This window comes from Chryseobacterium polytrichastri (genome assembly GCF_900142445.1).
GTDB classification, from domain to species: domain Bacteria; phylum Bacteroidota; class Bacteroidia; order Flavobacteriales; family Weeksellaceae; genus Chryseobacterium; species Chryseobacterium polytrichastri.
Genome location: NZ_FRAV01000062.1, coordinates 1 through 9,635, shown reverse-complemented (window position 1 = coordinate 9,635; position 9,635 = coordinate 1). Strand labels below are relative to the sequence as shown.

The window sequence follows — 9,635 nt, the reverse complement described above, 5'->3', positions numbered from 1 at the left end:
CACCGGAAATGATGCATAAAAAATCCGGAAAAGTAAAATCTTCCGGATTCGTATCTTAATTGATAACTTGTAAACCTATTTTAGGACTAGTCAAATAGTTTTTCCAGATACTATTTTTTCTGAAAATTCTGAAAATTTGCTATCTAATAAATTCTGGTAATATAATATCCAGCCCTTCACATTAAAGAAGGGACTGTTTACTATTACATTATAAAACTTTTTTTTATCAATTATTTTTTCATCAAAACTTTTAAAATCACAGATTTTCTTGTAGACCTGTTCCTCATCCTGATTTGCCCAAAAAATTTCTTTAGAAAAATTTTCTATTTCACCTTTTTTATCTCCAAACAATTTCGCTTGTTCATGAGTATCATCACTAAATCTAGAAATTTTATTTACAAATGTTACCTCATCATAATCCACTATGAATTGCAACTTAGACAGCCGTTCTCTTAGAAACAATTCATTCTCTTTTAAGCTCCCATATTTTTTTATTGGATTTAAGATATTTATAAAGAGGGAGCATTCCATGTATGTGTTTTCGACAGAATAAATATATTTTAAAGTTCTGTCTAAAAAATCTTTTTCATTTAATTCAATATGAGCGAATTTATTCATCTTCTTCTGGATCAAAAGATTCTTCAACAAACTTTATAAACTCTTTCGTTGTATGGTAGAGCATATCATAATAGAAATAAGCGTGACGTTTAAGCTCATCTCCAAATTCTTCAGAGTTGTATAATCTTATCATGCTATCTTCTAATATTTCTTTTCTTGTACCATCATCTATTACAAATTCAACTTCATCAACATCATGTACTGTTTTTGAACCAAAAAAACCAGCAAAACTAAATACAGGAGGATTAAAATGTGGATGTACGAATTTATCAAAAATAACAACCTTATCTAACGTTTTTTCATCTAGCATTTTGAAAATAACAAGTTTATACTCTGGTTCTTCCCACCACCCCCTTTTAAAATTATTTCTGCAGGATTGATAATCTGTTTCTATTCCTAAAAAATATTCCCCTTTAAAAGGTCTATACTTAGTAATCGATTTTCCGGAAACAATTTTATTCGAAAATTCTGGAAATTTGACATTTAGCAGATCCTGGTAATACAAAATCCAGGCTTTTACATTAAAGAAAGGGCTATTTTCCAATGCAGTATAAAACTTTTTTTCGTTAATTATTTTATCCTCAAAGCTTTTGAAATGACATGTTTTTTGATATGCTTCCTCTTCTTTAGCATTTGCCCAAAATATTTCCTTTGAAAAGTTTTCTTTCTCAAACTTTAAAGGAGTTAAGATTCTGGAATTATCGAAGATTCTACCAAGATTATCAGTCTCCAATACTTGATAAGTATCCATCTTATTTTTGTATTCAACTGTGTTATAATCAACAAAAAATTCAATATGAGATAATCTTTCTTTTAAAAATTCAATATGATTATTGAGATCGCCATATTTAATTCTTGGATCTAAGATTCTTATAAATAGACTGCTTCCTAAACACGTGTTTTGATTATTAAGTATATAATTTAATGTTTGGTGTGCAAATTTCTTTTCGTCTAATTCTATATGTACGAATTTGTTCATAAGTTTATTTTTAATTAGGAATTAACCTGACTGCAATATTTAAAATTAGCAAAGCTACTGCTAAACCTGTCCCCATCTGATTTGCAGTCTGGGGATTTGTTTGAGTCTGTCTAACTGGGCTTCTTTGACGATCTTGACAATTTAAACAGTTATAATAAATCATCCCATCTGTACCTATGGGTACGTCATAGCTGAATTGATAACCAGAACGGGGATCAGTTGCAACTCTTCCATTTATTGGAGGAATGGGTGCTCCGTAGGAAGATCCTACAAAAAATTTCTCATGTTTAAGCATAGTAAGAGCATCAGCATATACCTGAGCCTGATGTTTCCCTCTTAAAGATAATGATGAATCTACGAAGTTACTCGTAGGCTTTAGTTCCCACACTGAATTTATCCCTTTCTTCATGTAATGCAAATCAGGGCGCAATCTAATATTCCATTTCCACATTAACTGATTTTCTTCAGGAAACCAATTTTCTCTAAGATCTGTGTTAGACCTAAAAAAAGTAGCCATTGCACTGTGTGCCATTTTTCCAATTTCCATCGGGTTAGGTCCCATATTTGACTGCATCCAGGGACTTAGAGAGCTCTCATCACCTCCTGGCCCTCCAGAACCACCTCCGCCTCCTTCTCCAAACATGCTCCCTAGAGAAGTTGAAGTGTGGCTCCTAAAATTAAAAGCAAGGCCGCTATAGCCCATAGAACCGCCCCAGTTATTGGTAAAACCGTCTCCTGTATTTGTCCACGTAGTACCGCTGGGAGAGCTGTTAATCTGGCTCATGAATGCCTGACTGAGCCTTCCGTCAGGATCAATATTGAAAACAGGATTGTTATTTCCATAATTATACGGAGAAAATCTTCTCATGTTTTCAGCAAGAGGATCTACAACACCCCATCTACCCAGATCAGGCATGTACATCCTTGCACCGTAATCATACATTCCAGATTCTTCCTGCAGTTCCTTGCTGTTGTACTGATATTTGTAGGCTTTATTTCCGCCTAATCCATTGTACGCATTGTGCTTTAAACCGAAGGGATAATAATTATTTTCTTCAATGACCGCTGCTCCAGAACCATTGTTAAAGTAACTTAAACGTACATTTCCTAGATGGTCTGTGTAGGTGTAAATATACTTATTATTTTCAAAATTGTAATATCCTTCCGCAGTCGGTACGAATTTTAAAACCTGCACAAGAATTCTGTCACTGGCACCTGTTGTCTCATACTGAAACCCGTCTAAATATTCCGTTATCCTGTTGGTTTCTATCCTATTTCTCCCCACACCAAACGTATATAACTTTTTAAGTTTTACACCGTCTGCACGGTAAGTATATCTTGTATTTACATTGTTATCCGGCGATTGAGATCTTGGAATATACGTATCATCAAATTTAATATAATCAGGAAGATTCAGATAATTATAATCGATCTGTAAGATTCCTTTATCTTTCTGATCTTTCATATTCCCGTTGTCATCATAAGAAATCGGATTTTCTGACATATCCGGATATCCCAGATAATTAGGCTGGTTTTCCTTTACAGAATTAAGCCTGTTGCCTGTATAATTATAGCTCAGATTATCGATCTGTTCGGCAGTCCCAGAGGCTCCTTTATTATTTCTCTGCAGAGACAGAATATTTCCGTTAAGATCGTAGCTCATTCCTTCATTAAAAAAATCATTTCCAGGAACAGAATTATCCGGCTCCGAATAGATTCCTTTTTGTAATCTGCTTAATGCATCGTACTGATAAGAATATCTTTTCAGCACACCATCCTGTGAAGTCCTCCAGTCTATCTGCGCAATATTTCCATTGTATCTAGACGGTGCAGAAGGAGTATTGACAGGATTTTGATATTTTATTTCATATCCAAACAATTTCCCGTTAAGCGCTGCAGGATCATTGACTTTAGTCATCCAGCCTTTGATGTTGTAGACGTAATCAATACTCTGCAGATTATTTCCTACTTTCTTGTTAACCAGCTGGGATAATTCGTTATAGGTATTAACTGCCAGCAGTTCCTGCGGCTGGCTGTCCACCTGATGTTTGTGTACCAGCAGTCTGTTCTGGCTGTCATATTCATAGGTCTGCGTGATTACTTTTTCAGTATCCGTGTTTAATCTTTTATGATATGCTTTGGTCTGTTTTACCGCTCCTGCAAAATCAAGTTCAGATTCGGTTTTAGTATATCCACCAAGGTGATTTATAGAATGCGCCCCAACCGCTCGTCCCTTAGTATCATACCAGATATAATTCTTAGTCCAGCTGTCATCCTCTATATTTTTCACATAAGAAGCAGTAGGAAGGCTTTTTGTGCTGACATTTGAGCCTTGGGTATCCTGAGGAAGTATATCCTGTCCTAAAACCTGTGCAGGAACTGCAGGTGTTCCCTGCGGGTAGGTGTCATAATAATTAACGCTGAGAATTTTATCGTACAGAGATCCCATAGGATAGGCATTATTGCTGTAATAAACCTGCATGCCGCTGTTTGTAAATCCAGATGTACTGCGTTCTTCGTAGATAGGTATTCCAACACTGGGATAATAGTCGACAGCGTCCTGCACCTGTCTTCTTATAAACTGCGCGCCTACAGCTGCTGTTCCTGTATATAATACTCTGGAGAATTTATCATATTTTACAAACATCCATTTTCCTGACGGCTTCATATTGGCATCCTGGCTCATAACAAGCCTGTCTGCCTTGTCATACACCATGTATTCCCAGCCTTTCCCCGGAATTTTCTTTTCAACCAGACGGTTCGATTCATCATGTCTGTACTGATAGCAGAGATTGTCTAAAGTCGTCTGGTCTACTAATCCTGACTTAGAGGCCAGCGGCGGAATAACATAGGCTAAATGTCCGTATTTATCATAGATATAGTAAGTATCTGCATTTTGAGTTCCGTCATTTTTCCTGACCAGAATAGTCTGGCCTTTTTTATTTTTAAATTCGACAGCTGTACTGCCGTCTTCATCAGTAACTGTGGACTTGTATAATGTATTTGCGGGACAGCTTCCTGATAAAACAAGCAGACTGTTTGTTCTTCCTTCCGTCCATGAAGTTGATACTGAATATTGTTTTACTTCACCATCGGTATTGGAAGCATAAGAAAAATTAACAGGATGAGCAGCCCAGTCATTTCCGATCTGCTTCTGCTGAAGAATCCTGCCTAAAGGAGAAGCTTCCAGTATTTTTTCAGTATATATCTTTTCATTTCCGTAAACTGCTGAAGCATTAGAAAGAGGATCAGTATACATCCCTCCATTCTGTGTTCCTGCCTGCGGTATGGGAAGATATGCTTTTACGGCTCTGCCGTAAATATCATATACCAATGGCTCAGCCACATCTCTCCCTGCAGAAGTAGCCTTAATCGATATATTCTGTTTTATCCTTCCAAGACCGTCAAAGTATTTTACATTTTCTATTTTCTTTGAGCAGTCTTCCGTTAAACAGTTTTTCTCATAAACATAATTTTCAGCTGCGGTGAGCCCGGACTGTGCATGAGAAAAACCGATCAGCAGTAAGTTTATAATTAATATTATTTTTTTCATTTGTTTCATTTGTTATTAGTGTTTATAGTTATATTGATACTGCTTCAAGGTGGTCCCGTTCATATTGACAATTTTGTCCAGCCTGTTATCTGCATCATACTGATAGATTTCTCTGATCCCGCTCGGCGGCGTCACAGTAGTCGTTCCTATAAGCGGATCGTAAGTATATGTAGTGATCTGATAATCTTTCAGTGCATCCAATTTTTTAAAATTATTCAGTACTGCGAGAAGCAGTGCTTCTTTTGAGGGATCTGCCGCATCTAGGTTAGACGCATCTACAATAGACTGCACAAATGAAGAAACCTGCGCGTAAGCAGCTCCTTCTATTTTAGCAATAGGCTTCGTCTTATCATAGCCGTAGACAACGGCGGCAGGCATACCGGCAGGAGATGTGAACTGGATTACATTTCCTTTATCATCATACTGATTGATAGTGACTGTTTTAGGTGCTGCGTTATTAATATTACTTGTAATGAAACTTGTAGGCCGCGTAGAAGCCGCATTATCAAATTTTGTTTCTATTTTAGATATAAGCTCCCCGTCTATTTTTTCTTCCACCACCACGGGAGTACTTTTAATACCGGCTGTCATAAGTTTGGCATACCCGGATTCCGGATAAGTAATAAAACTTTCTATGATATTATTATCCACAGTTTTTTTTGTGGTAGCAGCCTCATAATTGAAAATATTGAAGCTTGTTTCCGAGGTATTTTCTATACTTTGATTATTATCAAAATAGGCTTTAGAGCTTGACGTAACTTTCTTCAGCCAGCCTAATCTGGTAGAAACCGCACCTGCGCCCAGCTCAATATTTTCTGCGTCAGAAATGTAATCAAATGTATAACTGGTCTGTTCTGAAGCCAGCAGCTTGTTCTGCGCATCATAGACTTCTTTTTTATCTAATAACCCGGTACTTGTAAAGTTATAATAAGGCTGGACGTTCCCGTAATTAACTCCATTCACTATGTATGGTTCCATTGGATAATCAGCCGGAATTTTGTAATAATATCTCACATATCCGTTGTTATCATCTGCTCCGCTTATTTTAACATTTTTATACAGTATAAAGTAGGCAGTATTCTCATCCCCGCCGTAAGGAAAAACAGAATAACCGGAAGAATTGTTATCTGTAAAATTATTATATTCAAACTTTGTTGTCTTTACAGGGGCAGCATCAGTTTTACTGTTAAAATACTTAATACTCCCTATTCTCAGTCCGGGTGCATTATTATTGGCATTATTAAAATATTTCCGATTCGGCTCAAAATTATATTCTGTCACACCGCCCGAAGGAGAACTGACTCTTTTTAATATCCCAAATAACTCCGCCTGAGCACCAGCAGCCTCTGTTGAATACTCAAATTCCTGAGTTTCAGTTACAGCATTATTTCTATTCAGTTTCTTCAGCTTTACAAGACTCCTTCTGTCCAGATAATTTAATGTATAAATATACTCGAAGGTATACCCTGAAATCAGGTGGTTGTAATTATCTTTTAATGTCACCTTCTGAATCTCATACGGGTCATTCATCGTACTTTCCAGTGAAGGATTATATAAATAATCAAATTCCATTTTTCCAAATCCAGGAGCGGTAATGGTTTTTAATTTACAGGTCTCATATTTGATGGTAGCCCCGTTCTTTTTATATTTTGTATCTTTTTGATAAGAGAAAACAGCAAGTTCAAGACCGTCAGGGTCAAGTATTTGTGTTAAAAAGAAAGCAGACCTGAATAACTTATGTCCAAGATAGGGAGTGGTATCCAGATTACTTCTGCTGTAGTCCTTAAAGATATACTGGATTCCTTTAGTGTCTGTTATCGTAAACGAGTCGAAAATAATAGTGGCACTGTTAGCAGTCTTTTTATAATCAATTTTAATTTTGTTTAAAGTGAGATTAACCAGTTTAAACGTATTAGCGGTCACATCCCGTACTACTCTGAATCTGCCGGAAATACCCGGTAAGTTATAATAGTAAGTATCATCAAATTCATTTTGATAATAGTCTGTGCTGCCGGCATTGTCATACAATTCATCAAGATCATTCACAATGCTTCTTGAAATCACCCCGCCTGCAAAAAGAGACCAGCCTCTCCCGACCTGGCTTGCCGGCTCAGATTCTGAAACATTCATAGGGTTATAGGATAAGCCTGTACTCAAGATTACCCCGCTGTTATAGGACGGCAGCTGCAGTAAAGGAAAAGAAATATCCGGGATTCCTGTTGCATTGGTGACAGGCGTATTGTTATAGCTGGCAAGGGACGAAACCGAAGGAACCGGGTTTGCAAAATCTCCAAAGTTTATCTCGTCTTGAGCATAAATAGCTGAGGACAGCAGTCCCAGTCCAATGCTCAATATTTTAATTGTTTTCTTCATTATCCTTAGTTTATTTCTTAATGATTTTAGCGTTAGCCGTTTTATTGGAATCCGTTTTGATGCTTACCAGATAAGCTCCCTGAATCAAATTCTGCGTATTGATCTTGGTCACCTTATTCTTAGTCTTAAAATTCTGAAGCTGTCTTCCGCCCATGTCATACAGGGTGATGTCAGCCTCTTTAAAGTCAAAGCCTATTTCCACATAAGCATAATCTGATACCGGATTAGGGTAGATCTTGATGTCCTGCTTGTCGATCAGCTGGTCTACCTGCTTGTCTCCCAGTTTTACTATTTTCCAGTTCTCCTTTCCGAGTTCTTCTGCGCTTGTGCCTGCCAACACAATAGAACCGTCTCTGTTTAACATCAGGTCTGAAAGTCTTTCCTCCTTCTTTCGGGATTCGCCTTTTACATACTTTCTCCATTCCTCTTTTCCGTCCTGATTCAGATACAGCATCCAGAAAGTCTCGTCGTCATTTTCGATTCTTCCCTCTGCCTGCGTATAGCCTCCCAGAAGAATTCCTTTTGAAGTTTTATCATCTGAACTGTGCAGCACGCTCATCCCCATCAGAACATCTCTGTTTTTGAAGTTGTAGGATTTCTGCCATAATTCATCGCCTCTCTCATTGAGTGAAATCAGCCAGAGGTCTGTTCCTCCTTCGATTCCTACAGACTTGTTCCCTGAACGCTCGGAACGGCTCTCACCACCGATCAAAAATCCTTGTGATGTTAAAGCCAGTGTTCTTAAATGGTCGTCAGCTTTTCCGCCGAAATTCTTATCCCATTCTACTTTTCCTTCTTTATTGAGTTTTACAACCCAGTAATCGCCTTCGCCGTAGTTCTCCGTTTTCTTTGAACCGCCGGTGCCGCTTCTTGAATAAATACCCAGTAAAGCACCCCCGTCTTTCGTAGGAATCATTTTCTCAGCTTCATCAAGACCTTTTCCTCCCAATAATATTTCTGAAAGAACCTTTCCGTTTTTATCGAGTCTTGCCACCGTGACGTCTTTTGAACCGTAACCTTTAGCAGCATTCTGTACATTTCCTGCTACAAAAAAACCTAAGTCTGCAGTCTGTATCACCGCTCTCGCTTCCTCATCGGAAGATGTTCCCAGTGTTTTCTGCCAGATCTCATCCCCGAATTCATTAATTTTTATAAGCCAGATATCGGAGCCGCCTTTTGAATCTTCTTTTTTATCGAGTCCTTTTCCTGAGAATGTGGTACCCGCAAGAAGAAAGCCGCCTTCCTGCACCGCAACCGCTGCAGATAAGAAATCGTGGTTCTGCCCTGAGAAATACTTTTCCCAGACCTCTTCTCCTCTCTGGTCAAGTTTTACAAGATGGTAATCGTAGCCGTTATTCTGTTTCCCATTTGTGGTCCCTGAGCCTGCCGGAAGGGCAGCCTGAATTGAACTTCCTGTAATTAAATACTGCTGGTCAATGGTAGTAACCACCCGGCTTAAGAAATCCTGGGTATTGGATTTGATATCTTTCTGCCAGACCACTTCTTGGGCTGCGGCATTTATAATTGTGCACATAATGAGTGCAGCTGAGTAAGTTTTTTTCATAGGCATTGAGCTTTTTATTAAAAATGTTAAATTTATTCATAGTATTATTTCTTGAAATAGGGGTTTCCCCCATATTTCTATCCGTATATTTACGGTTAAAGGAAATAACATCCTGTTTGGGATTGTTCCTGAGGCAAATCTAACCTCTCAAAGCGACAGAACTTGTCGCATTAAATTTTCTTTAAAGGAATTTTAATTTTGTATTGGTGGCTTTTTCTCCGGCCAATGTATTAAACCTGTTTAAACTTATTTAAATAAAAAAAATTCCGAGAAAAAAAGGAAATTAGTGTCGCTAAACAAAAAACCTAAGATTCTGGAACTATCAAACAAAGATAAAATAGAAAAGTGGATAATCCCATACCTGAGTAGAGGAAAAAGAGGATTTCCCAGCCGATTAAATGTATTAAGTATATTTCTATTGATCATAAAACGTTTAAAAACAGGTTGTCAATGGAGAGAATTAAGCCTTAAAGAATATTTTTTCAACGAGAAAGTAAGCTGGCAAAGTATCTACTATTATTTCAATAAATGGAGCAAGGATGGTAGTT

6 protein-coding genes are annotated in these 9,635 nt (G+C 37.6%); 1 reads left to right on the top strand and 5 read right to left on the bottom strand.

Translation table 11 applies throughout. The annotated features are described in order from the left end of the window. Positions 1-90 precede the first annotated feature (90 nt). The 5 genes from BUB80_RS22440 to BUB80_RS22420 are packed head-to-tail and all read right to left on the bottom strand — an operon-like array spanning position 91 to position 9,087. Positions 91-618, bottom strand: coding sequence for a hypothetical protein (locus tag BUB80_RS22440; protein ID WP_073297917.1), 528 nt, complete (start codon positions 616-618; stop codon positions 91-93). Then, positions 611-1,597, bottom strand: coding sequence for a hypothetical protein (locus BUB80_RS22435; protein ID WP_073297915.1), 987 nt, complete (start codon positions 1,595-1,597; stop codon positions 611-613). The genes BUB80_RS22440 and BUB80_RS22435 overlap by 8 nt, the downstream gene beginning before the upstream one ends. Before the next feature lie 10 nt (positions 1,598-1,607). After that, entirely contained in the window at positions 1,608-5,150 is a 3,543-nt protein-coding gene (locus tag BUB80_RS22430) for a DUF6443 domain-containing protein (RefSeq protein ID WP_083547372.1), read from the bottom strand. A 15-nt stretch (positions 5,151-5,165) separates the two neighbouring features. Then, on the bottom strand, positions 5,166-7,523 hold the full coding sequence (locus BUB80_RS22425) for a hypothetical protein (protein WP_073297911.1): 2,358 nt from the start codon (positions 7,521-7,523) through the stop codon (positions 5,166-5,168). A 10-nt stretch (positions 7,524-7,533) separates the two neighbouring features. Further along, entirely contained in the window at positions 7,534-9,087 is a 1,554-nt protein-coding gene (locus BUB80_RS22420) for a T9SS type A sorting domain-containing protein (RefSeq protein WP_073297919.1), read from the bottom strand. A 286-nt stretch (positions 9,088-9,373) separates the two neighbouring features. On the opposite strand from BUB80_RS22420, the gene BUB80_RS22415 reads away from it, so the two are divergent. Next, a partial coding sequence (locus BUB80_RS22415; RefSeq protein ID WP_139262866.1) for a transposase occupies positions 9,374-9,635 on the top strand: 262 nt, incomplete at its 3' end.

Coding starts and splice junctions, on each gene's coding strand:
- BUB80_RS22440 (WP_073297917.1), bottom strand. CDS start 618: ATGAATAAATTCGCTCATATTGAATTAAATGAAAAAGATTTTTTAGAC.
- BUB80_RS22420 (WP_073297919.1), bottom strand. CDS start 9,087: ATGAAAAAAACTTACTCAGCTGCACTCATTATGTGCACAATTATAAAT.
- BUB80_RS22430 (WP_083547372.1), bottom strand. CDS start 5,150: ATGAAAAAAATAATATTAATTATAAACTTACTGCTGATCGGTTTTTCT.
- BUB80_RS22425 (WP_073297911.1), bottom strand. CDS start 7,523: ATGAAGAAAACAATTAAAATATTGAGCATTGGACTGGGACTGCTGTCC.
- BUB80_RS22435 (WP_073297915.1), bottom strand. CDS start 1,597: ATGAACAAATTCGTACATATAGAATTAGACGAAAAGAAATTTGCACAC.